The sequence below is a fragment of the Blastococcus sp. SYSU DS0539 genome, assembly GCF_054050855.1.
Genome location: NZ_JBJHAF010000014.1, coordinates 105,528 through 125,787 on the forward strand (window position 1 = coordinate 105,528; position 20,260 = coordinate 125,787).

Here is a 20,260-nt window from a genome sequence, read left to right on the forward strand (position 1 = left end):
ACGTGCCCCGCGCCATCGTCGACATCACCCCTGCCGGTCAGCGTCCCGACGAGGACCCCTCGCTCGCCGTCCGCAACAACGGCGGCGTCGCGCCGTCGACCGAGCCGGCCCCGCCCGGACGGCGGGAGGCGCTGCTGCTCCTGTCGTTCGGCGGCCCGGAGGGCCACGACGACGTCATGCCGTTCCTCGAGAACGTCACCCGTGGCCGCGGCATCCCGCGGGAGCGGCTCGAGGAGGTCGCCGAGCACTACCACCACTTCGGTGGGGTCAGCCCGATCAACGACCAGAACAAGGCGCTGATCGCCGCCCTGGAGGCTGAGCTCCGCTCCGCCGGGATCGACCTGCCCGTCTACTGGGGCAACCGGAACTGGGCGCCCTACGTCGAGGACGTCTGGCAGCAGATGACCGACGACGGGATCCAGCACGCCTACGTGCTCGCGACGTCGGCCTACGCCTCGTTCTCCGGCTGCCGGCAGTACCACGAGGACATCGCCCGGGCCCGGACGGCGCTGACCGGCGACGCCGCCGCGCCCGGCGGCCCGACCGCGGAGAAGCTGCCGCACTACTTCGACGTGGACGGCTTCGTGCGGGCCAACGCCGATGCGCTCGCCGCGGCGCTCACCGAGCTGCCCGAGGACCTCCGCGACAGCGCCCGGCTGGTCGCGACGGCGCACAGCATCCCCGACACGATGGCCGCCGTCGCCGGGCCGGAGGGGCACGGCTACGAGGCGGAGCTGATGGCCGCCGCCCAGCAGGTGGTCGACCGCGCGGCTCCGGGCCGGCCGTTCGACCTGGTCTGGCAGAGCCGCAGCGGCCCGCCGTCGGTGCCGTGGCTGGAGCCCGACGTCAACGACCACCTGAGGGCGCTCGCGGAGTCGGGGGAGCGGGCCGTCGTCCTCTTCCCGGTCGGCTTCGTCAGCGACCACCTCGAGGTGATCTGGGACCTCGACAACGAGGCGAAGGAGACCGCCGGCGAGCTCGGCCTCGCCTTCGCCCGGGCCGCCACCGCCGGCACGCACCCGGCGTTCGTGACGGCGCTGCGCGAGCTGCTCGAGGAGCGCCGGGCCGGCGGCGAGCCCCGGCTGGGCACCAACTGCCCCGCGTCGTGCTGTTTCGTCCCCCCGCGCCCGAGCCGTCTCGCGGCGCACTAGACCGCTCTGGGGGTCCTCCTCGCGCTCTGGGGGTCCTGCAGGAGCCCCAGAGCGCGAGCAGAACCCCCACAGCGGCGGGGGATCGCGCGGCGCCTGCCTGATCGGGCCGAGTGGGGCCCGGAGGGTTCCGCGCAGGGCCGGTGCAGCGGCTCAGCGGCGGGCAGGACGGCCGTTGGTGGCGGTCTCGTCCGGAGGACGAGGGATGTTGTTGTAGGCGGCGACGACCGCTTCGCGCACCGCGTCGGAGAGCGGGCGCAGGGCGGCGTCGCGGGCGGCGGCCTGACCCCGGGTGACCGCGGCTCCGGGCGCGTCGGTCGCGGCGAGGTCCAGCACGGCGGCCAGCCGCTGGGCGCGGCCCAGCACCGACAGCGCCAGCGGGTCGTGGTCGAACGGCAGGCCGGGGGCCGGCTTTGGGCGGGCCAGATCGGCCAGCAGCGCGGGGACCTCGGGGTGCCAGCGCGCCAGGTCCAGGCCCACGAGGGTGCGGGCGGCGTCGCCGACGGCGAGGTCGAGGGAGCCCGACGCCGCCCGGAGCGTGCCCTCCACCGGCGGCGGGGGCGGCGCGCCGTCCAGCGGGAACGCCGTCCAGGTGACCACCTCCGGGCCCGTCCGGGGCACGAGCACCACCCGGTCGCCCACCGCGGCCTGACCGGCCTCCAGCGCCACCGGGGCCAGCCCCGGCACGGCCGGGAGCCCGCGGACGTCGCCGGGCACCGGCAGCACGAGGCGCAGCCGCCGCTCACCCAGCCCGCGCAGCGCGGTCAGCGCCGCCCCGAGCGGCACCGCCCCGGGCTCCCCGGGCATCCCGGTCACCAGGTGGGCGTGCGGGCCGGTCAGCGACTCCAGCGCCTCGTCGTAGGAGGTGCGTCCGGAGAGCCAGGCGGTGGCCCAGACCGCGAGGCGGCCGGCGGGGAAGTCGTGCACCGGCCGAGGCTACGAAGGCGCCGCCGGGCCGCCGCGCGGCCACCCGGACGCCGCTGCTCTGCCAGACTTCGAGCATGGCTGCCTGGCTGCTCTGGCTGATCGGTGCGGGACTCCTGGCGATCGGCGAGGTCTTCACCCTCGACCTGGTGCTGCTCATGCTGGCCGGCGGCGCCGTCGGCGGGATGACGGTCGCGCTGCTCGGCGGGGCCGCGGTGCTGCAGATCGTCACCTTCATCGTCGTCTCCGGTGTGCTGCTGGCGCTGGTGCGGCCGCTGGCGAAGAAGCAGCTCACCGACCGCACGCCCCTCCAGCTGGACGGCGTCGACACGCTCATCGGGAAGACGGCGAAGGTCACCCGGGACGTCGACGTCTCAGGCGGCCGGATCCGCCTCGGCGCCGACGAGTGGTCGGCCCGGAGCCAGCACAGCGGGGAGTCGTTCGCCGCCGGGGAGACGGTGCGCATCCTGCAGGTGGACGGCGCGACGGCGGTCGTCGGCGACGCGCTGGAGTGAACGCCGTGCACCGGGTGCTGACGCGGGGGGAGGTGGCGGGGGAGGATCGACGGTGACCCCCGACGAAGGGAGCCAGCCGTGGACGCGGCCCTCATCGCACTGCTCGTCATCGCCGTCCTGGTGATCGTCGTGATCGCCAAGAGCGTGACCATCGTTCCGCAGGCCCAGGCCAAGGTCGTCGAGCGGCTCGGCCGGTACAGCCGGACCCTGTCGCCGGGCCTCTCGCTGCTGGTGCCTTTCATCGACCGCGTGCGGGCCACGATCGACCTGCGCGAGCAGGTCATCTCCTTCCCGCCCCAGCCGGTCATCACCGCGGACAACCTGCAGGTCGGCATCGACACCGTCGTCTACTTCCAGGTCACCGACCCGCGGCTGGCCGTGTACGGCATCGCGAACTACATCACCGGCATGGAGCAGCTGACCACGACGACGCTGCGCAACGTCGTCGGCGGGCTGAACCTCGAGGGCGCCCTGACCGGCCGCGACGGCATCAACAGCCAGCTGCGCTCGGTCCTCGACGGCACGACCGGGCCCTGGGGCCTGCGCGTGGCGCGCGTCGAGATCAAGGCCATCGACCCGCCGCTGTCCATCCAGGACTCGATGGAGAAGCAGATGCGCGCCGACCGCGACAAGCGCGCGATCATCCTCACCGCGGAGGGCCAGCGGCAGGCGGCGATCACCTCCGCCGAGGGTGAGAAGGCCGCCGCGATCCTGTCGGCGGAGGGCAAGAAGCAGTCCGCGATCCTGGAGGCGGAGGCCGAGCGGCAGAGCCGGATCCTGCGCGCCGAGGGTGAGCGCGCCGCCCTGTACCTGCAGGCGCAGGGGCAGGCGAAGTCCATCGAGACGGTCTTCCAGGCCATCCACGACGGCAAGCCCGACCAGGGCCTGCTGGCCTACCAGTACCTGCAGACGCTGCCGCAGATCGCGCAGGGCGACGCCAACAAGATGTGGATCGTGCCCAGCGAGTTCAGCAAGGCGCTCGAGGGGCTGGCCAGCCTCGGCGGCGCCGAGGGCGGCAAGTCCTGGATGGACGTCGACCCCGCGCAGGGCGCCGGCAACGGCTCGTCGGGCGGCGGCCTGGACACGAGCACCTGGTTCGAGTCGCAGCTACCGGCCGCGGCCGAGCAGCCGGAGGCCCGGATCGAGCTGTCCAGCATCACCGACTCGGGGCCCGCCGTCCCGACGCCGCCGCCCCTGTCGCAGGTGACCCAGGACGTCCGGGACAGCGGCCCGGCGGCCGATCCCGTCGTCCGGGAGCAGTTCGGCACCGAGGACGGGCAGCAGTAGCCCCAGCACGCGCACCGGACGACGGTGGCCCAGGACCGCGAGGTCCTGGGCCCCCGTCGTCTCCGCCGCCTGCGGGGCGGGCGGGTCAATCCTTGAGCAGGCCCTCGCGGAGCTTGGCCAGCGTCTGGCTGAGCAGCCGGGAGACGTGCATCTGCGAGATGCCGATGTCGGCGGCGATCTGCGACTGGGTCATGTTGCCGAAGAACCGCAGGATCAGGATGCGCCGCTCGCGGGCCGGGATGGTGGCCAGCAGCGGCTGCAGCGACTCGCGGTACTCCACGCCCTCCAGCGCGGCGTCCTCCTCGCCCAGCGTCGCCGCCAGGGTGGGGGAGTCGTCCTCGCCGGAGAGCCGCTCGTCCAGCGAGCTGCTCCGGTAGGCGTTGGCCACGGCCAGGCCCTCGAGCACCTCGGCGCGGGGGATGCCCAGGTGCTCGGCGAGCTCCGACGGGGTCGGGGCGCGGCCGTTCTTCTGGGCGAGCTCGCCGACGGCGGCGTTCAGCGACAGGTGCAGCTCCTGCAGCCGGCGCGGCACGCGCACCGACCAGCCCTGGTCGCGGAAGTGCCGCTTGATCTCACCGGTGATCGTCGGCACCGCGAAGGAGAGGAACTCCACCCCGCGGGTCGGGTCGAACCGGTCGATCGCGGCGATCAGCCCGAGGGTGCCCACCTGCAGCAGGTCGTCGAACGGCTCGCCGCGGTTGCTGAACCGGCGGGCGAAGTGCCGCACCAGCGGCAGGTGCTCCTCGACCAGGATCTCCCGCAGCCGCTCACGGCGCGGGTCGTCCTTCTCCAGGGTGGCCAGCTCCGCGAACAGCGGCGCGGTGCGCTCGGCCCGCTTCCGGTTCTCCGACAGCGGCGGTGCGTCGGGCTCGGGAGCCGGCGCCACCTCGGCCGCCGGCTCGTCCGGGGTCTCGGCCGTGGGCTCGTCCGGGGTGTCGACAGGCGCCTCGGCCGTGGGGCCGACCGGCGTGCCGTCGTCGGCGGCGTTCAGCGGCTCCTCCTCGCGGGAGTCGGTGGCAGCCGACGGGCTCACCGGGCCACCGTGAGGTTCTGACCCGGACCGCCGCCCACCTCGGTCGGATGCTGGCCGGGCAGGTACTTCTCCAGGCTGATGACGGCGACCGGGGCGTCGGAGCCGTTCCCGCCGGGCACCTCGCGCTCGGTGGACCGGCGGCCCTCGACCGCGTCCACCAGGGCGGCGAGCACGGCCCAGCCGAAGCCGTCGGTGGGCACCTCGGTGCCGTCGGCGGTGGGCACCCAGGCGTCGATGTGCAGCCCGGCGCGGGTGGTCTCGAAGACCACGGTGAGCGGCGCGTCGCCCGCGACGACCGTGGTCAGGGTCGCGCAGGCCTCGTCGACGGCCAGCCGGAGGTCCTCCACCGCGTCGAGGTCGTAGTCCATGCGCATCGCCAGGTCACCGGCCATGGCCCGCACGGCGGGCAGCTGGGTGGCGGTGGTGGGCACTCGCAGCTCCAGCCGCTCCGCGCGTCGTCCGTCCTGCGCGAGGGTGCCCCTCGAGTCGACCATCCGTCGTCCGCTCCTTCGTCACCGGCGCGCTCGACCCTCGAGTCGCGGCCGTTCATCCTGCCGGGTGGCCCGGCCACCTGTGGGGCGGACCGGTTCCCGGTCACTGCACAAGCCTCCGGGTTGCCCGCAGGTAGGGGCCGGTGAAACGTGGCGACCGCCACGTGTTCCACGACCCCCGTACGCGGTTGCCGCGACCGGGGCCCTGTTGTTTCCTGGCCCGAGATGAGCGCCAGTTCCGGCAGTCTGCCACCCGCATCCGACGGCACCCTGGACGAGGGCTCCGCCGTGCTGCTCGCCGCGCTGGAGAGCGCGCCCGACGCGGTGTTCTGCCTGGCCGCCGACGCCGCCGAGCCGCTGTGGGCCAACGCCCGCGCGCGCGGGCTGGACGTCGGCCGCACCGGCCTGCCGGAGATCTCCGGCCGGCCGGTGGCCGACCTGGTCGAGGCCGCGGTGCGGAGCGGGCAGGCGGAGTGCGTGCACGGGACGCTCGGGCACGACGGGCCGGTGGCGACGGCGACGGCGCGCCCGATGACCGTCGCCGGGGGGCCGGGCGCCCTCGTCGTGATCGAGGCATCGGCCACCGATGACGTGCAGCGGGCACAGCAGTCGCTGCTCCCGCCGTCGCTGCCGATGCTCCCCGACGTCGGGCTGTCCGGCAGCTACCACCGGGCCACCGACCTCGCCGTGGCCGGCGGGGACTGGTACGACGCGGTGCCGCTGGGCAAGGGGCGCGTGGCCCTCGTCGTGGGCGACGCCGTCGGCCACGGCGTGCCCGCCGTCGGCGCGATGAGCCGGCTGCGCGGCGCGATGCGCTCGACGCTGCTGCGCGACCCCGAGCCGGCGGGGGTGCTGGCCACCCTGGACGCCTTCGCCGCGCAGATGGACGACGTCGAGGGCACCTCGGTCTTCTACGGCGTCCTGGACGCCGCGACCGGGCGGCTGGTCTACAGCGCCGCCGGTCACCCGGCGCCCCTCGTGGTGCGGGCCGACGGCCGCAGCTCGTTCCTGGCGGTGACGCCGCGGCCGCCGCTGGGCAGCCTGCCCGGGGCTCCCGCGCCGGTGCACGAGGACGTCCTGCCCCAGGGCGCCACGCTGGTGCTGTTCTCCAACGGCGCGGTCGCCGGAGCGGCCGAGCGGCCCACCGACGCCCTCGACCGCCTCGGCGAGGCCGCCCGCGAGGTGCTGGAGACGCCCGGCGCGCTGGACGTCGAGGCCGTGTCGGGCCTGGCGGGCGCGATCGCGGAAGGGGTGCGCCGACCGAACGGCTGGCTGGACGACGTCGCCGTCCTGGTGGCGCACCGCCGGGCCACCACGCACGAGGCGCTGCGGCTGGACCTCGTCGCCGTCCCGTCGGCGCTGCCGGGGGTGCGCCGCCGGCTCACCGCCTGGCTCACCGGGCTGGGCATGGGGGAGCAGGACCGGGTCGGCGTCATGGTCGCCGTCGGCGAGGCGTGCGCCAACGCGGCCGAGCACGCCTACCGGGGCACCGAACCCGGCCCGATGTCGGTGACCGCGCAGGTCGACGTCGACGGTGTGCTGACCGTGACCGTCCAGGACGAGGGCACGTGGCGGCCGCCGGACCGCGATCCCGGCGACCGCGGGCGCGGGCTGCTGATCATGCGGCAGCTCGTCGACGGCGTGACGCTCGAGGAGGACCACGGGACGACGGTCACGCTCAGTTTCCGGCTGCGCCGCACCCCGGACGTGGACCTCGCCCAGCACCGGCTCCCCGACAACGCCGACGTGGTGGTCGACCGCGCGGGGGAGCGGCCCGTGGTCCGGGCCAGCGGCGCGGTCGACGGCGCGGCCGCCGAGCAGTTGCGGATCCGGATGCTGGAGGCCACCCACGGCGGGGCGATGCCGATGGAGCTGGACCTGGCCCGCGTCAGCCTGTTCAGCAGCGCGGCCGTCCGCGTGGTGCTCGCGATGGCGCGGATCGCCCGCGACGAGTCCTGGCGGCTGGTGGTGCACGCGCCCGCGGGCGGGGTGACCCGGCACGTGCTGGAGATCAGCGGTCTGGACGGCCTGGTCGAGCTGCGCTGAGGCGTGACCCTCCGTCCCGGCGGGTTTGCGGAACGGCTGCGGTGCTCATCCACCGCCCGTGAGACTGCGGCGTAGCGACGTGCACGGCCCTGGTTACCGGCGCCGGAGGGCAGGGCGGGGCTTCGCCTACTACGACACCGACGGAACGCTGATCAAGGACGACCGGCTGGACCGGATCCGGGCGCTGGCCGTCCCGCCGGCCTGGCGGGACGTCTGGATCTGCCCGTGGCCCAACGGCCACATCCAGGCGACCGGACTGGACGCGGCCGGGCGCCGGCAGTACCGGTACCACGACGCCTGGCGGGCGCGGCGCGACGCGGAGAAGCACGAGCGGGTGCTGGAGATCGCCCAGCAGCTTCCCGACGTCCGTGACGCGGTCGTCGCCGCGCTGCGGACGCGCGGGCTCAACCGGGAGCGGGTGCTGGCCACGGCGGTCCGGCTGCTCGACCTCGGCGCCTTCCGGGTGGGCAGCGAGCAGTACGCCGAGGAGAACGGCACCTACGGGCTGGCGACCCTGCGGCGCGAGCACGTGCGGGTGCGCGGGGAGCGGACGTTCTTCTCCTACACCGCCAAGGGCGGCATCGAGCGCGAGATCGAGCTGACCGACCGGCCCACCGCCACCGTCGTCCGGCAGCTGCTGGAACGCCCCGAGGGCACCGGCGAGGAACTGCTGGCCTACCGGACCGACGACGGTGGATGGCGGGACGTCACCAGCGACGAGATCAACGGCTTCCTCAAGGAGATCAGCGGCGCGGAGATCACCGCGAAGGACTTCCGGACCTGGAACGCCACCGTCATGATGGCCGCCACGCTCGCCGAGGTGCCGCCGCCGAAGACGAAGACGGCGCGCAAGAAGGTCGTCAGCGCGGCGTACCGGACCGTCTCGGAGCAGCTGGGGAACACGCCGGCGGTCTGCAAGGCCAGCTACGTCGACCCCCGCGTCGTCGACCGGTTCGAGCACGGGGAGACCGTGGCGGATGCGCTGCGGGCGGCGGGCGAGGCCGAGGCGGACCGGGACGCGCAGCGCACGCTGGAGCAGGCCGTCTGCGCGCTGCTCTCGGCCTGACGACGACGAGGGCCCCCGCCAGGTACGGCGGGGGCCCTCGTCGGGTGCCGGGGTGGACCCGGCGGTCGATCAGCGCGCGGGGCTGTCGGCGATCGTGAACAGGTCGATCAGGCCGGTGACCTCGAGCGGCCGGGTGACGGCGCGCGTCGTGGCGATCAGCCGGAGGGCGACCTCGCGGCTGCGGGCCGACTTCTGCGTCTCCACGAGAACGGCCAGCCCGGCGGAGCCCAGGAACTGGACGCCGGACAGGTCGATCACGAGCTCACGTGGCTGCTGCTCGAGCTGGCTGTCCAGGGTCGAACGGAGCACGGGGGCGGTGAAGGTGTCCACCTCGCCGACGACCGTCACCGTGACCGTGCCGTCCTCGTCGGTGGAGGTCGACAGCGTGATCACGTCGTCGAAGGGTGCCTCGGTGCCCTCGGTCGACACGTCGGGCTGCCCCTCGGCAGGCAGGTCGGAAGTGCTCACGGACAGTTGCTCCTCTCGGCGGCACCCGGACGGCTGCCCGCCCGGACAATCTACCGCTCGTGCGTGCCGGGGACCCGTGGTCCCCGATGCGCCGGTGGTCGAACGTGGTGTGTGTGCCGGACCACCGGTCCGGCACGGTGCGGCTACCTGCTGAACCGCTGACCCAACGTAGACAACCTGCCGCGCGCGCGCCAACCCACCCCCCGGGACACACCCGAGGGGGTGCCGGGGGTGGGTGGGAGCCGCGTCTGCGGGAGCGCTCAGCCGTCGATGACGTGGACCGCGCTCTCCTCGGGGCCCTCGCCGCCGATGGGCACGTCGGCGGTGGCCTCGACGTCGTCGGCGGTGCGGTTGGTGCCGGAGTCGCTCTCGGGCGTGGTGGAGGTGTCCTGCTCGAGCTGGGCGTCGGCCCGCTGCGGGTCCTCGGCCGGGCGGACGTCCGCGGCGTCCTCGGGGACCTCCCGGTCCAGCCGCCCGCTGAGCGACTCGCCCTCGGACTGCTCGAAGGCGGTGGTGCCGAAGTCGGTGGTCGCGGTGGCGTGCTCGCCGGGGAGCGGCTCGAACTGGGGGTCCTCGGCCCGCTCCATGGTGGGCGAGTCGTCCTGCGACACCTCGGGGACGCCGTCGTCCTCGGGGAAGATGTCGCGCGCGGTCTGGCCCTCGGGCTGCGTCATGCCATGTCTCCGTCTCTGCGCGATGGGTGCGCCTGCTCTGCGTGCGTCCGGCGGGGACGCGGAGCCGGTCGGGGACCGGCGTCGGACCACCGCCCTACCCGGCGGGTGCCCGGGCATGCGCCGGTGTGCGTCGGCGCACTCCTGCGCCTGCGGCGGCATGGCCGGCGCACGGCGGGGGTAGCCGGGGTCCCATGGCGATCGCAGACGAGGTGCAGCGGGTCGGGGCACCCCTCTTCCGGTGGGCGCGGACCCAGAAGCGCGAGTACACGAACGGCGAGGCCCGGCCGCTGGGCAGCGACCTGGGCGCCATGGGGGTGTACTCCAGCCTCGTGGCGGCGGGCGCCGTCGCGGTGCGCGCCTCCGGCCGGCAGCTGCCGGAGCGGATCCCCTTCGGCGACGCCGCGCTGCTGACGATCGCGACGTTCCGGCTGGCCCGCCGGCTGGCCAAGGACCCGGTGACCGCCCCGCTCCGCGCGCCGTTCACCTCCTTCCAGGGGGCCTCGGGGCACGCAGAGGTGGCCGAGGAGGTGCGCGAGCACGGTGGGGTGAAGCACGCCGTCGGGGAGCTGCTCACCTGCCCGTTCTGCCTGGCGCAGTGGGTGGGGACGGCGTTCGTCTTCGGCTACGTCTCCGCGCCGCGGGCCACCCGGCTGGCCGCGCTCACCATGACCACGGTCGCCGGCTCGGACGTCCTGCAGTTCGTGTACGACGCCATCCAAAACGGCGCGCTGGCGCCGGCCGAGGGCGAGGACCAGCCGCCGTCCTGACCGGTCGCGGTCCTCCGACAGGGGGACGCGGCGCGTCGTTCGCGCTGCCGCGGGTACGCCTCCGGACCTATTCTGCGATCTTGACCCGGCTCCGGGTCCGGACCGCCCGGGGAACCGGGTGCGAGGGAGGGTCGGCATGCGATCGATCTGGCGCGGCGCCGTGTCGTTCGGCCTGGTCAGCATCGGCGTGAAGCTGTACTCCGCGACCGAGGACCACGACATCCGGTTCCACCAGGTGCACGCCACCGACGGCGGCCGGGTGAAGTACAAGCGGGTCTGCTCCATCGACGGCGAAGAGGTCGAGTACGCCGACATCGCCAAGGGTTACGAGCTCCCCGACGGCCAGCTGGTCGTGCTCACCGACGAGGACTTCGAGGAGCTGCCGCTGACCACGCGGCGGGAGATCGAGGTGCTGGAGTTCGTCGACCAGGACCAGATCGACCCGATCCACTTCGAGAAGACCTACTACCTGGAGCCCGACGGCCCCGCGACCCGCCCGTACGTGCTCCTGCGCGACGCGCTCGAGAACGCCGGCCAGGTGGCGATCACCAAGATCGCGATCCGGCAGCGGGAGTCGCTGGCGGCGCTCCGGGTCCGCGAGGGCGTCCTGGTCCTGCACACCATGCGCTGGCCGGACGAGATCCGGCGCCCCGACTTCGCCTTTCTCGACGAGGACGTCGCCGTCCGGCCGCAGGAGCTGCAGATGGCGGAGGCGCTGATCTCCTCGATGTCCGGCGACTTCGACGCCAGCGAGTTCACCGACGACTACCGCGAGGCCATGACGGCGCTGCTGGAGGCCAAGCAGACCGGTGGCGAGGTGCAGTCGGCGCCGGAGGTGCCCGACAGCGGCGCCGCCGTCGTCGACCTGATGAGTGCCCTGCGCCGGAGCGTGGAGCGGGCCCGCGGTGGTGAGGAGGCCCCGGCCGCGCCGGCGGAGAAGGCCCCGGCGGAGAAGGCCGCGCCGGCGAAGAAGGCGGCGGCCAAGGCCCCGGCGAAGAAGGCAGCGCCCGCGAAGAAGGCCCCGGCGAAGAAGGCCACCCCGGCGAAGAGCACCACGGCGAAGAAGACCACTCCCGCGAAGAACGCTGCGGCGACGAAGGCGACGGCGGCGGAGAAGACCGCCAGCGCGGGGAAGCCGCCGGCCAAGCGCGCCCGCCGCAGCGCCTGACGTGCCCGCCCGCCGCGGCGGCCGGCGCGACGACCCGCTGGCCGAGTACCGCGCCAAGCGGGACCCGGCCCGCACCGCCGAGCCGATCCCGCCTGCCGGGCAACCGCTGCCGACGGGCGCGGGCGACACGTTCGTCGTCCAGGAGCACCACACGCCCCGCGGCCGCACGGGCGAGCGGGTGCACTGGGACCTCCGGCTCGAGCGCGACGGTGTCCTGAAGAGCTGGGCGGTCCCGAAGGGGCCGCCGCTGGAGCCGGGCGCGAACCGGCTCGCCGTCCCGATCGAGGACCACCCGCTTGAGTACGCCTCCTTCGCGGGAACCATCGCCGCGGGCGAGTACGGCGGCGGCGAGGTGGCCATCTGGGACGCCGGCCGCTACGCCACCGAGAAGTGGGACGAGCGGCACGTCATCGTGACGTTCGACGGACGCCGGCTCACCGGTCGCTACGCGCTCTTCCCGCTCGCCGACGGCACCTGGAACATGCGGAAGCTGGACGCCACTCCACCGCCGGAGGCGCCGCCCGCGCCGCTGCCGATGCTGGCCACCGCGGGCGGGCTGCCGACGGCCGCGGAGGACGGCGGCTGGGGCTACGAGTTCAAGTGGGACGGCGTGCGAGCGGTCGCCACCGTGCGGGCCGGTGCGCCGACGCTGACCTCGCGCAAGGGCACCGACATCACCGTCCGCTACCCCGAGGTGGGGCGGCTGCCCGGCGCGCTGGCCGGTCGCGACGCCGTCGTCGACGGGGAGATCGTGCTGATGGACGCGGCCGGGCGCCCTGACTTCGGTGCGCTGCAGAACCGGATGCACCGCACCGGCCCGGAGGTCCCGCGGATGGCGGCGGCCGCCCCGGTCACCTACCTGGTGTTCGACCTGCTGGCGCTCGACGGCGAGGACCTGCGCGGGCGGCCCTACGCCGAGCGGCGCGAGCTGCTCGACGAGCTCGCGCCCGCCGGGCACCGCTGGGTGCTCACGCCGTGGTTCCGGGGCGGGGGCGCGGAGGTGCGGGCAGCCAGCGAGGAGAACGGCCTGGAGGGCGTCGTCGCCAAGCGGCTGGACTCGCCGTACCGGGAGGGGGTGCGCAGCCCCGACTGGCGGAAGGTCAAGAACTTCTTCACCCAGGCGGTCGTCGTCGGCGGCTGGCGGCCCGGGCAGGGCCGGCGGGCGGGGACCATCGGCTCGCTCCTGGTCGGCGTGCCCGACGACGAGGGCCGGCTGGTCTACGTCGGGCACGTCGGCACCGGCTTCAGCGACCTGGACCTGCGCCACCTGCAGCGCACCCTCACGCCGCGCTCCACGCCCCCGTTCGACGGCGCCCTGCCGCGGGAGGTGACCCGTGACGCCCGCTGGGTGGAACCCGATCTCGTCGGCGAGGTCGCCTACGCGGTGTGGACGGCGGAGGGGCGGCTCCGGCACCCGGCCTGGCGCGGGGTGCGCGAGGACCTGGAGCCCGACGACGTGGTGCACGAACCGTGAGCGGAGCGCGCCGCGGTGGCGAACCGGGGTCATGGTGAGCCCGGCTCGGCAGCGGGTGGAGATCGCCGGGCGGCAGCTGGCCGTGAGCAACCTGGAGAAGGTGCTCTTCCCGGAGGTGGGCGTCACCAAGGCACAGGTCATCGACTACTACGTGCGCATCGCGCCGGTGCTGCTGCCGCACCTGGCCGGTCGGCCGGTCACCTTCACCCGGTGGCCCGACGGTGTGGAGGGCCAGGCGTTCTTCGAGAAGAACAGCGCCCGGCACGCCCCCGAGTGGGTGCGCCGGGTGACGCTGCCCAGCCCCGGCAGCTCGCGGGGCCGGGAGACCCTCGACATGGTCGTGCTGGAGGACGTCGCCGACCTGGCCTGGGCGGCGAACCTCGCCGCGCTGGAGCTGCACGTGCCGCAGTGGCAGGTGGACGACGAGGGCGTGGCGCAGCTGCCCGACCTGCTGGTGCTCGACCTCGACCCCGGCCCGGACGCCGGGATCGCCGAGTGCTGCGAGGTCGCCGAGCGGCTCGGGCAGCGGCTGGAGGCCGACGGACTGGACCCGGTGGTCAAGACGTCGGGCTCCAAGGGCATGCAGGTGTACGCCCCGATCGAGCCGCCGGCCGACCGCGAGCACCCCAGCCGGTACGCCAGGAAGCTGGCGCAGGAGCTGTCGGCCGAGACGCCCGAGCACGTGGTCTGGCGGATGGAGAAGGCGCTGCGCCCCGGCAAGGTGCTCATCGACTGGAGCCAGAACAACCCGGCCAAGACGACGGTGGCGCCCTACTCGCTGAGGGCGCGCGCCGGGGCCACCGTCTCCACGCCGATCGGGTGGGACGAGGTCGACGCCGTCCGCGCGGGATCCCTCGACCCGGCGGCGCTCCGGTTCACCACCGCGGACGTGCTCGCCCGGGTCGAGGAGTACGGCGACCTCTTCGACGTGGCCGGCGCCGTTCGCGTCCCCCTGCCCGAGGTCTGAGGTCCGCCCTCCTGGGCCCCCGCACGCTCGGCGCACACCGCTCGGTGAGGCGCCGGAAATGTCGCACCTCGAACGTATGTTCACCTCATGCCGGTGGCCGATCTGGAGCGTTCGCCCGTGGAGGGCGTGCTGGTGGGCTGGGCGCTGGAGCGGTCGCCGTCGGTGGATCGCCTACCGGTGGGTGTGCTGACCGCCGCCGAGGTCGCGGCGGAGCTGGAGCGGGTGCACGCGCGCAGGGCGATGGACGCCGCCTACGAGGCGGAGCTGGTCGTGGCGCTGGCGGGGCACCGGCTCGACGTCGACGATCCGCCGCCGGGGCATCCCGGGGCGCGCCGGCGGGGGAGCGGGTCGCCGGTGCCCGGGACGTCGGAGTTCCTGCCCGATGAGCTGGCGGCGGTGCTGAACTGCTGCCGGTCCTTCGCCGGCGGGGTGCTGGCCGACGCCCACCAGCTGGTGGACCGGATGCCGGCGGTGTGGCGGGCGTGCGGTGCCGGGGAGCTGGACTGGTTCCGGGCGCGGGTGTTCGCCGACGTGCTGGGTGCGGCCTCTGACGAGGTGGTGGCCGTGGTGGTGCCGGCGCTGCTGCCGGTGGCGGCGGGGTTGTCGTCGGGGCGGCTGCGCAAGCGGCTCCTGGCGGCGGCGATCGCTGCGGACGAGTCCTTCGCCGAACAGCGCCGCCGGCAGGCGGAGCGGCGGGCCGGGGTCCGCACCTATGCCACCGCCGACGGGATGTCGGTGTTCGCCAGCGAGCTGCCGTCGGCGGTGGCCGCCGCGATGTGGTCGGTGATCGACCGGGTCGCGCAGCTGACCCGCACCGCCGGGGACGACCGGCCGATCGGGCTGCTGCGCGCGCCGAGGCGCACGCCGCGCTGGTGCTCGACCCGGGCGGCACCGACGGTCCGGCGTTCACCGGGCACGTCACCGTGCTCGCCCCGCTCCCGGCACTGGACCGCTCGCGCGACCACCAGGGCGCGGGCGCCCCTGCCGGCCGCCGGAGCTGCGACGGGCAGTCCGATGTCACGGGCGAGTGCGGTCCGGCCGTGAACGGCATCCCGATCACCTCGGCGCACCTGCGGGAACTGCTGGCCGGGATCGGTGCGATGGGGCCAGGCCCCGCCCGGCGGCAGCCTGGCGGTGGCGATCACCGACGAGCACGGCGCGCTGCTGGCCACCGCCACCCCGGCCGAGCTGGCCCGGCTGGCCGCCCGCGGCTGCCCCGCCCACGGCCGGGACGCCGCCTGCAGCTGTACGCTGCTCGGGCCGCCGGGAGAGCGCTCCGGCTACGACCGGTCGGCCGCGCAGGAACGCTTCCTCCGGCTGCGCGACCGCACCTGCCGGCATCCCGGCTGCGCGCAACCGGCCGGGCGCACCGATCTCGATCACGTCGTGCCCTACGACTGCGGCGGGCGCACCGCCTGCCAGAACCTCTGCTGCCTGTGCCGCACCCACCACCGGCTCAAGACCTTCGCCCGCGGCTGGCGGTTCCAGATGCAGCCCGACGGCACGCTCACCGTGACGACGCCCTCGGGAATCACCCGCAGCACTCGCCCACCGGGCCTGCGCGACCCCGCGCACCAACCCGCGCTGCCCGCGCCACCGCGGCCGCCACCGGACGACACGCCACCACCGTTCTGAGGACCGTCGGCGTGGTGGCCCGAGGGCGAGCCTCGGGCCGCGGCGATGATCATGGCCGCCCGGAATGAGACCATTCGCCCATGTCAGTCGCAGGTCCGCAGGATCCCCGCACCACCGACGTCGGGCGGCTGGTCGTCCGCTGCCCCGACCGGCCGGGGATCGTCGCCGTGCTCAGCGGGCTGATGGCCGACGTCGGCGCCAACATCACCGAGTCGCAGCAGCACTCCTCCGACCCCAGCGGCGGCACGTTCACCCTCCGGCTCGAGTTCGTGCTGGCCGGCCTGGCCACGCGCCGTCCCGAGCTCGAGCAGCGGCTGGCCGCGCTGGCGGAGCAGTGGCAGCTGGCCTGGCGGCTGGTCGAGGCGGCCCACCGGCCCACCGTGGCGGTCTTCGTGAGCCGGACCGATCACGTGCTGCAGGAGCTGATCTACCGGGTGCGCGCCGGCGACCTGCGCGCCGAGATCGTCGCGGTGATCTCCAACCACCCGGACCTCGAGCCGGTCGCCGCCGCCGCGGGCATCCCGTTCCACCACGTGCCGGTCACCCCGGGCACCAAGGCCGCGGCCGAGGCGCGGGCGCTGGAGCTCGTGGGCGACGTCGACCTGGTGGTGCTGGCCCGCTACATGCAGATCGTCTCGCCGGAGTTCTGCGCGCGGTTTCCCGAGCGGCTGATCAACATCCACCACAGCTTCCTGCCGGCGTTCGTGGGCGCCAACCCGTACCAGGCGGCGCACGACCGGGGCGTGAAGCTGATCGGGGCGACCGCGCACTACGTCACCGCCGAGCTGGACGCCGGGCCGATCATCGAGCAGGAGGTCGCGCGGGTCGACCACCGGGCGACGGTCGAGGACATGCGCCGGGTCGGCCGGTACGTCGAGCGGCAGGTGCTCGCGCAGGCGGTCACCTGGCACGTGGAGGACCGCGTCATCGTCGAGGGCGACCGCACGATCGTCTTCGCCTGACCCCGCCCCGGCGCCGTACCGCAGGACGCCGGAGATGTCGTCCTCCGCACAGTTCGTGCGGAGGACGCCGGAGACGTCGTCGTCGCACGGCTCGTGCGCAGGACGCCGGAGACGTCGTCGTCGCACGGCTCGTGCGCAGGACGCCGGGGCTCCGGTGGTTCGGGACCGGCCGGCCGGGGAACCGGGTGACGGTGGGTTCGCGGGCGGACGCGGACGGGTGGTCCGGCTCACTCCGCGTGTCGTTGTCTTGACTCAATCAAGAAAAGCGCGTTGGATGGCCAGCGATGGAGACGACCTGGGCGCACCAGCTGCGGGAGGCCGGGCTGCGCGTGACGCGGCCCCGGTTGTCCGTGCTGAGCGTCCTGGCCGACCAGCCCCACGCCGACGCCGATTCGATCGTGACCGGCGCGCGGCAGCTGCACCCCTCGCTCTCCCCCCAGGCCGTCTACGGCGTCCTCAAGGCGTTCGTCGCCGCGGGGATCGCCCGCCGGATCGAGCCCGCCGGGGCGCCGGCGCTGTTCGAGCTGCGGGTGGGTGACAACCACCACCACCTGGTCTGCCGCTCGTGCGGCACGGTCGCCGACGTGGACTGCGTCGTGGGTGCGGCCCCCTGTCTGAGCCCGTCGGACACCGCAGGCTTCGTCGTGGACGAGGCCGAGGTCGTGTTCTGGGGGCTCTGCGCCACCTGTCGGAGCCGTGACCGGCAGGTCGCGGCAGGCACCGACTCCATGCAGGTCGAACTGCAGCACCACATCCGAGGAGGAGCAGGAGCATGACCGACGTCGCATCGCAGGGCACGGCGCCCAGCCAGGCCGGCAAGCCGGTCCTGACCAACCGTCAGGGCCACCCGGTCTACGACAACCAGAACCAGCGGACGGTCGGGGCCCGCGGCCCGGCGACCCTGGAGAACTACCAGTTCCTCGAGAAGATCAGCCACTTCGACCGGGAGCGCATCCCGGAGCGCGTGGTGCACGCCCGCGGCGTGACCGCCTACGGCTACTTCGAGGCCGACGGGACGGTCGGTGACGAGCCGATCGCGAAGTACACCCGCGCGAAGCTCTTCTCCGAGAAGGGCAAGAAGACCGACCTGGCGATCCGCTTCTCGACCGTGGCCGGTGGCCGGGACTCCTCCGAGATGGCGCGCGACCCGCGCGGCTTCGCGGTGAAGTTCTACACCGAGGAGGGCAACTGGGACCTCGTCGGCAACAACCTGGGTGTCTTCTTCATCCGGGACGCCATCAAGTTCCCGGACTTCATCCACTCGCAGAAGCCGGACCCCGTCACCTTCGAGGCCAGCGTCGCCGAGCGGGCGTTCGACTTCTTCAGCCAGACCCCTGAGGCCCTGCACATGGTCTCCCTGGTCTTCAGCCCCCGCGGTCTGCCGGCCTCCTACCGGCACATGCAGGGCTTCGGCGTGAACACCTACAAGTGGGTCAACGCCCAGGGCGAGACCGTGCTGGTCAAGTACCACTGGCTGCCCAAGCAGGGCGTGAAGTCCTACACCGCCGCCGATGGTGCCGCCGTCCAGGCGCAGACCCTCGGTGCGCACACCAAGGACCTCTACGACTCGATCGCCAACGGCGACTTCCCGTCGTGGGACCTGCACGTGCAGCTCATGAGCGACGACGAGCACCCCGAGCTCGACTTCGACCCGCTCGACGACACCAAGGTGTGGCCGGAGGAGGTCTTCCCGCTCCGCAAGGTCGGGACGATGACCCTCAACCGGATGCCCGAGGACTTCTTCGCCGAGAACGAGCAGATCTCCTTCGGTACCGGCGTGCTCGTCGACGGCCTGGACTTCTCCGACGACAAGATGCTGGTCGGCCGGACCTTCTCCTACTCCGACACCCAGCGCTACCGGGTGGGCCCGAACTACCTGCAGCTGCCGGTGAACCGTCCCAAGGTGGGCGTGAACACCAACCAGCAGGGCGGCTCGATGTCTTACGGCCGCGACAACGTGGGCGACAACCCGCACGTCAACTACGAGCCGTCGATCACCGGCGGCCTGCGGGAGGCCACCTACCCCACGCACGACGAGCAGGGCCCGGTCATCAACGGCCGGCTCACCCGCAAGCGGATCCCGCGGACGAACGACTACAAGCAGGCCGGCGAGCGCTACCTGCTGAGCGAGCAGTGGGAGAAAGACGACCTGGTGACCAACCTGGTCGGCGCCCTCCAGCAGTGCCGCCGCGAGATCCAGGAGCGGATGGTCTGGCACTTCTTCATGTGCGAGGACGAGTGGGGTCAGCGCGTCGGTGACGCGCTCGGCATCACCGCTGACGACGTCCGCGACCTGCCCCCGCTGCAGACGCAGACCCTCTCCGAGGAGGAGCAGCAGCGCGCCGCGAACCTCGGCAAGAACGGTCCGCGCGACGTGACCGGGCTGGTCATGACGCACTGCGTGCCCAACGAGCACGTCGTCGTCGCCTGACCTGAGGCACAGCACACCGCGGCGGGCCGCGACCGGATCTCCGGTCGCGGCCCGTCCGCCGTCCGGGTGGTCCGTGCCCGCCCGGATGCGCCCGAGCGCGGTCCCCGCGAGGGGCATTCCCGCATCCGGGCGCCTGCGAGCGGTCCAGGCGCTGCGCCCGCCGGGGAGACGGCCGAGGCTGGTTCCCACACCTGTGGGAACCGGCCTCGGCCGCCTTGGGTCGCGGGGTGCGCCCCGGGTCAGTCGCGGGGGCGGTTGCGGTCCTGGTCGGCCAGGAACCGCTCGAACTCCGCACCGATCTCCTCGGCGCTGGGCACCTCGCCGGCGCTGCCGAGGAGGTCGCTGCCCTCGCGGGCGGCGGTGAACGAGTCGTACTGCTGCTCCAGGGCGGCGACGACCGCGGTGTTGTCGGTCGACCGCGCGATCTGCTCGTCGATCTCTGTGCGGTTGGCCTCGGCGGCCTCCTGCAGCGCCTGGGTGGGCAGGCTCAGCCCGCTCAGCCGCTCCAGGTGCTCGAGCAGGGTCACCGAGGCGGCCGGGTAGGTCGCCTGGGCGAGGTAGTGGGGGACGTGCGCGGCGACCCCGAGGGCGTCCACGCCGGCCTCCCCCATGCGCAGCTCCAGCAGGGCCGAGACGCTGCCGGGGATGCGCATCTCGCCCCAGTACACGGGATAGGGCTCGATGAGCTGCCGCCGCGTCGCGTGGGCGGTGACGGTGACCGGCCGGGTGTGCGGCACCGGCATCGGGATGGCCTGCAGGGCGATCACCGAGGTGACGCCGAGCCGCTCGACGAGCTGCCCGACGGCGGCGACGAACCGCTCCCAGGCGTAGTCCGGCTCGGCCCCGTGCAGCAGCAGGAAGGACTCACCGGCGTCGTCCTCGACCGCGTAGAGTGCGATCTCCGGCGCGCTGAACGCCTCGTAGCGGTCGGTGTTGAACGTCATGCGCGGCCGACGGGCGCGGTAGTCGACCAGGCTGTCGGCGTCGAAGCGGGCGACGACCTCGTGCGGCAGCGCGGCCAGCAGGTGGGCGCCGGCCAGCGTCCCGGCGGACGCGGCGTCGAAGTCGCCGGCGAGGTCGTGCACCAGTACCAGCCCGCGCCGCTGGGACGGGTCGCCGACGGCCGACTCGCGGGCGAGGAAGCGCTCCGCCGCCGGGAGCAGCTCGACGAAATCCTCCGGTCGCTGCGGCACGGTCGTCCTCC

General features: G+C 74.1%; 20 protein-coding genes. 14 read left to right on the forward strand and 6 right to left on the reverse strand.

Going from position 1 to position 20,260, the window contains the following annotated elements; genetic code table 11:
• Positions 1–2: 2 nt before the first annotated feature.
• A complete protein-coding gene (locus ACI790_RS16825; RefSeq protein ID WP_456570935.1) occupies positions 3–1,151 on the forward strand; it encodes a ferrochelatase in 1,149 nt (382 codons plus the stop codon).
• Between the two features lie 150 nt (positions 1,152–1,301).
• Here ACI790_RS16825 and ACI790_RS16830 read toward each other — a convergent pair whose 3' ends face one another.
• Positions 1,302–2,075: a hypothetical protein gene (locus tag ACI790_RS16830; protein WP_456570936.1), complete on the reverse strand. Its 774-nt coding sequence runs from the start codon at positions 2,073–2,075 to the stop codon at positions 1,302–1,304.
• 74 nt (positions 2,076–2,149) lie between these two features.
• Here ACI790_RS16830 and ACI790_RS16835 point away from each other — a divergent pair, with 74 nt between their 5' ends.
• Positions 2,150–2,587, forward strand: coding sequence for an NfeD family protein (locus tag ACI790_RS16835; RefSeq protein WP_456570937.1), 438 nt, complete (start codon positions 2,150–2,152; stop codon positions 2,585–2,587).
• 78 nt (positions 2,588–2,665) lie between these two features.
• Positions 2,666–3,874, forward strand: a complete 1,209-nt coding sequence (locus tag ACI790_RS16840) for an SPFH domain-containing protein (protein WP_456570938.1) — start codon at positions 2,666–2,668, stop codon at positions 3,872–3,874.
• Positions 3,875–3,959: 85 nt separating this feature from the next.
• Here ACI790_RS16840 and ACI790_RS16845 read toward each other — a convergent pair whose 3' ends face one another.
• The gene (locus ACI790_RS16845; RefSeq protein WP_456570939.1) at positions 3,960–4,907 is read right to left on the reverse strand and encodes an RNA polymerase sigma factor SigF; all 948 of its coding nucleotides are present in this window, start codon (positions 4,905–4,907) and stop codon (positions 3,960–3,962) included.
• Positions 4,904–5,401, reverse strand: coding sequence for an ATP-binding protein (locus ACI790_RS16850; protein ID WP_456570940.1), 498 nt, complete (start codon positions 5,399–5,401; stop codon positions 4,904–4,906). Before ACI790_RS16850 ends, ACI790_RS16845 begins: the two co-directional genes overlap by 4 nt.
• A gap of 222 nt (positions 5,402–5,623) precedes the next feature.
• Here ACI790_RS16850 and ACI790_RS16855 point away from each other — a divergent pair, with 222 nt between their 5' ends.
• Together ACI790_RS16855 and ACI790_RS16860 are read left to right on the forward strand one after the other, a co-directional pair.
• Positions 5,624–7,444 (forward strand): SpoIIE family protein phosphatase, encoded by a 1,821-nt coding sequence (locus ACI790_RS16855; protein ID WP_456570941.1) that lies wholly within the window; start codon positions 5,624–5,626, stop codon positions 7,442–7,444.
• Between the two features lie 58 nt (positions 7,445–7,502).
• Positions 7,503–8,510, forward strand: coding sequence for a DNA topoisomerase IB (locus tag ACI790_RS16860; protein ID WP_456570942.1), 1,008 nt, complete (start codon positions 7,503–7,505; stop codon positions 8,508–8,510).
• A 69-nt stretch (positions 8,511–8,579) separates the two neighbouring features.
• On the opposite strand, the gene ACI790_RS16865 is transcribed toward ACI790_RS16860, so the two are convergent.
• Positions 8,580–8,978 (reverse strand): STAS domain-containing protein, encoded by a 399-nt coding sequence (locus tag ACI790_RS16865; RefSeq protein ID WP_456570943.1) that lies wholly within the window; start codon positions 8,976–8,978, stop codon positions 8,580–8,582.
• A gap of 260 nt (positions 8,979–9,238) precedes the next feature.
• Positions 9,239–9,652, reverse strand: coding sequence for a hypothetical protein (locus ACI790_RS16870; protein ID WP_456570944.1), 414 nt, complete (start codon positions 9,650–9,652; stop codon positions 9,239–9,241).
• 191 nt (positions 9,653–9,843) lie between these two features.
• Between ACI790_RS16870 and ACI790_RS16875 the strand changes: the two genes are divergently transcribed.
• The 9 genes from ACI790_RS16875 to ACI790_RS16915 all read left to right on the forward strand — a co-directional run bounded on the left by ACI790_RS16875 (position 9,844) and on the right by ACI790_RS16915 (position 19,056).
• Positions 9,844–10,419, forward strand: coding sequence for a DUF1360 domain-containing protein (locus ACI790_RS16875; RefSeq protein WP_456570945.1), 576 nt, complete (start codon positions 9,844–9,846; stop codon positions 10,417–10,419).
• Between the two features lie 136 nt (positions 10,420–10,555).
• Positions 10,556–11,587, forward strand: coding sequence for a non-homologous end joining protein Ku (ku, locus tag ACI790_RS16880; protein WP_456570946.1), 1,032 nt, complete (start codon positions 10,556–10,558; stop codon positions 11,585–11,587).
• Between the two features lies 1 nt (position 11,588).
• Positions 11,589–13,061, forward strand: a complete 1,473-nt coding sequence (ligD, locus tag ACI790_RS16885; protein ID WP_456570947.1) for a non-homologous end-joining DNA ligase — start codon at positions 11,589–11,591, stop codon at positions 13,059–13,061.
• Positions 13,062–13,092: 31 nt separating this feature from the next.
• Positions 13,093–14,028, forward strand: coding sequence for a non-homologous end-joining DNA ligase (gene ligD, locus ACI790_RS16890; RefSeq protein ID WP_456570948.1), 936 nt, complete (start codon positions 13,093–13,095; stop codon positions 14,026–14,028).
• Between the two features lie 87 nt (positions 14,029–14,115).
• Entirely contained in the window at positions 14,116–15,072 is a 957-nt protein-coding gene (locus ACI790_RS16895) for a DUF222 domain-containing protein (RefSeq protein ID WP_456570949.1), read from the forward strand.
• A gap of 90 nt (positions 15,073–15,162) precedes the next feature.
• Positions 15,163–15,663: an HNH endonuclease signature motif containing protein gene (locus ACI790_RS16900; RefSeq protein WP_456570950.1), complete on the forward strand. Its 501-nt coding sequence runs from the start codon at positions 15,163–15,165 to the stop codon at positions 15,661–15,663.
• Between the two features lie 80 nt (positions 15,664–15,743).
• Positions 15,744–16,625, forward strand: a complete 882-nt coding sequence (gene purU / locus ACI790_RS16905; protein ID WP_456570951.1) for a formyltetrahydrofolate deformylase — start codon at positions 15,744–15,746, stop codon at positions 16,623–16,625.
• 284 nt (positions 16,626–16,909) lie between these two features.
• The gene (locus ACI790_RS16910; RefSeq protein WP_456570952.1) at positions 16,910–17,401 is read left to right on the forward strand and encodes a Fur family transcriptional regulator; all 492 of its coding nucleotides are present in this window, start codon (positions 16,910–16,912) and stop codon (positions 17,399–17,401) included.
• Positions 17,398–19,056 carry a catalase gene (locus tag ACI790_RS16915; RefSeq protein WP_456570953.1) on the forward strand — a complete coding sequence of 553 codons (1,659 nt, stop codon included), beginning with the start codon at positions 17,398–17,400 and terminating at the stop codon, positions 19,054–19,056. The genes ACI790_RS16910 and ACI790_RS16915 overlap by 4 nt, the downstream gene beginning before the upstream one ends.
• 239 nt (positions 19,057–19,295) lie before the next feature.
• Here ACI790_RS16915 and ACI790_RS16920 read toward each other — a convergent pair whose 3' ends face one another.
• Positions 19,296–20,249, reverse strand: coding sequence for a proteasome assembly chaperone family protein (locus ACI790_RS16920; RefSeq protein WP_456570954.1), 954 nt, complete (start codon positions 20,247–20,249; stop codon positions 19,296–19,298).
• Positions 20,250–20,260: the final 11 nt, after the last annotated feature.

What these genes read in the sequence shown, in the direction of transcription:
- ACI790_RS16835 (WP_456570937.1), top strand. Translation starts at nt 2,150, where the DNA reads ATGGCTGCCTGGCTGCTCTGGCTGATCGGTGCGGGACTCCTGGCGATC.
- ACI790_RS16850 (WP_456570940.1), bottom strand. Translation starts at nt 5,401, where the DNA reads ATGGTCGACTCGAGGGGCACCCTCGCGCAGGACGGACGACGCGCGGAG.
- ACI790_RS16855 (WP_456570941.1), top strand. Translation starts at nt 5,624, where the DNA reads ATGAGCGCCAGTTCCGGCAGTCTGCCACCCGCATCCGACGGCACCCTG.
- ACI790_RS16870 (WP_456570944.1), bottom strand. Translation starts at nt 9,652, where the DNA reads ATGACGCAGCCCGAGGGCCAGACCGCGCGCGACATCTTCCCCGAGGAC.
- ACI790_RS16875 (WP_456570945.1), top strand. Translation starts at nt 9,844, where the DNA reads ATGGCGATCGCAGACGAGGTGCAGCGGGTCGGGGCACCCCTCTTCCGG.
- ku (WP_456570946.1), top strand. Translation starts at nt 10,556, where the DNA reads ATGCGATCGATCTGGCGCGGCGCCGTGTCGTTCGGCCTGGTCAGCATC.
- ligD (WP_456570948.1), top strand. Translation starts at nt 13,093, where the DNA reads ATGGTGAGCCCGGCTCGGCAGCGGGTGGAGATCGCCGGGCGGCAGCTG.
- ACI790_RS16895 (WP_456570949.1), top strand. Translation starts at nt 14,116, where the DNA reads ATGCCGGTGGCCGATCTGGAGCGTTCGCCCGTGGAGGGCGTGCTGGTG.
- purU (WP_456570951.1), top strand. Translation starts at nt 15,744, where the DNA reads ATGTCAGTCGCAGGTCCGCAGGATCCCCGCACCACCGACGTCGGGCGG.
- ACI790_RS16910 (WP_456570952.1), top strand. Translation starts at nt 16,910, where the DNA reads ATGGAGACGACCTGGGCGCACCAGCTGCGGGAGGCCGGGCTGCGCGTG.
- ACI790_RS16915 (WP_456570953.1), top strand. Translation starts at nt 17,398, where the DNA reads ATGACCGACGTCGCATCGCAGGGCACGGCGCCCAGCCAGGCCGGCAAG.